The sequence below is a fragment of the Pseudoalteromonas sp. BSi20429 genome, from assembly GCF_000238895.1.
Taxonomy (GTDB): Bacteria; Pseudomonadota; Gammaproteobacteria; order Enterobacterales; family Alteromonadaceae; genus Pseudoalteromonas; species Pseudoalteromonas arctica.
The window spans coordinates 1-1,602 of sequence record NZ_BADV01000117.1; the positions used below are offsets into that span (position 1 = coordinate 1).

The 1,602-nt window shown below is 37.9% G+C and carries 3 tRNA genes; 2 read left to right on the forward strand and 1 reads right to left on the reverse strand.

Annotated elements, in window-relative coordinates:
- Positions 1-34 precede the first annotated feature (34 nt).
- Positions 35-110 (reverse strand) — tRNA-Val (locus tag P20429_RS00040).
- 1,167 nt (positions 111-1,277) lie between these two features.
- On the opposite strand from P20429_RS00040, the gene P20429_RS00035 reads away from it, so the two are divergent.
- Together P20429_RS00035 and P20429_RS00030 are read left to right on the forward strand one after the other, a co-directional pair.
- A tRNA-Ala gene (locus P20429_RS00035) sits at positions 1,278-1,353 on the forward strand.
- 37 nt (positions 1,354-1,390) lie between these two features.
- Positions 1,391-1,466, forward strand: a tRNA-Glu gene (locus P20429_RS00030).
- Positions 1,467-1,602: the final 136 nt, after the last annotated feature.

Genomic DNA, 1,602 nt, shown 5'->3' on the forward strand with positions numbered 1-1,602 from the left:
ATAGAATTCAGATGTGAACACTTTAATTAAAAAGTGGTGGGTGATACTGGACTTGAACCAGTGACCCTCGCCTTGTAAGGGCGATGCTCTCCCAACTGAGCTAATCACCCACATCTAAACAACATTGCATTGCTGCGTTGTTGTGGGGCGCTATTATAGATAGAGTTGAAAATGTGTCAACACTTGAATGATAAAAATGTACTGAATGAAGGTTTTATAAACAATAGGATACGGTTGAAGTCTATTTTATCATCAAATTTGATATTGCAGTTCAATTAAACACCTAATAAGCTCCTAAAAGTGAGTAGGGAATCGTATTTTATTAATCTTAAATTTAGCTTCACGATACTTATTGTTTTTTTTACTGGAGTCGTTTTTATGATTATGAGCAAGATGGATTAATATTAGGGCGAGTTATTTAGTGAATAGAGCGATCCTTTAAAAATGAATTTAATCTAAACTTCCCAAAAAAAATGCTATTTTCAGCATTCTAAACTCTATTTTTGTACTTACTTTATTTTTATAAGCCAACCTAGCAAATCGTAAATACTCATACTTCACTAATAGCCTTCGGATTAAGACTAAATAGATCACATATAACTAGTGCGTGTTGACCTTTGTGGATTGAACCCAAAGGGCAGCGCATGTTTGGACTTTATGCGGCGTTATCGCCTATTCATGGGTAATAACCAAACTACATAGGCTCTGCCTTGCCTAAAAACCAAACATACTGCTGCAAATTCACCCACCAAAGATCAACACGCCCTAAAGTTTTGTACATAGCATTACGAAGCTACAATGCTCTCTAAAAAATGTTCTTCAAACAATAATCGAGTTTTTAGTACGAGTTACGCTGGTTATTAAGCAAGTAAAGGCTGCGGGTACTCTCAAATCCACATTTAAGTTTTGGTTATTATAAGCAATTGTAACTTTTAAAAGATTAAGGCGATTGGCGGGGCCTTAATTGGTCGTTTTTAGATAAGTTCAATTTGCATATAAATGTATACCTTTGCTTTGATGCAATTTTGTTGCATTAAATAGGGGAGTAGGGTGTTGTTAAGTATTCGCTGCGATATAGTGATGTTATTATAAGCAGTAGGGCTAGAAACTTATTCAAATTGTATTTTTTAGCACGCTTGATAGCCAGTTTGTTGAAAATTAAACCATTTAAATAAAGCTAGGTAAAAAACTGTTGACTTTATTTTGGGTGGTGCATAGAATGCGCCCCGCACTAAGCGATACACGATGTGTTTGTCACGACGGGTATTGATTAAGTTGGGGCCATAGCTCAGCTGGGAGAGCGCTTCGCTGGCAGTGAAGAGGTCTGCGGTTCGATCCCGCATGGCTCCACCAAAAATTAGTGTTTTGTCCTAGGGTAGCAGTTTTCTGTGTCCCCATCGTCTAGAGGCCTAGGACACCGCCCTTTCACGGCGGTAACAGGGGTTCGAATCCCCTTGGGGACGCCACTTAACTTTTATTAGTTAAAGGCGGTTTTACCGAGAAAATAGCGTCACAATTAAAGCTCGAGTCTTTACTTGTATTAAACGCAATTACCTTAAAGCTCATGATGTGAGTTAAACTTATCAACTGTCCTAGTGACAC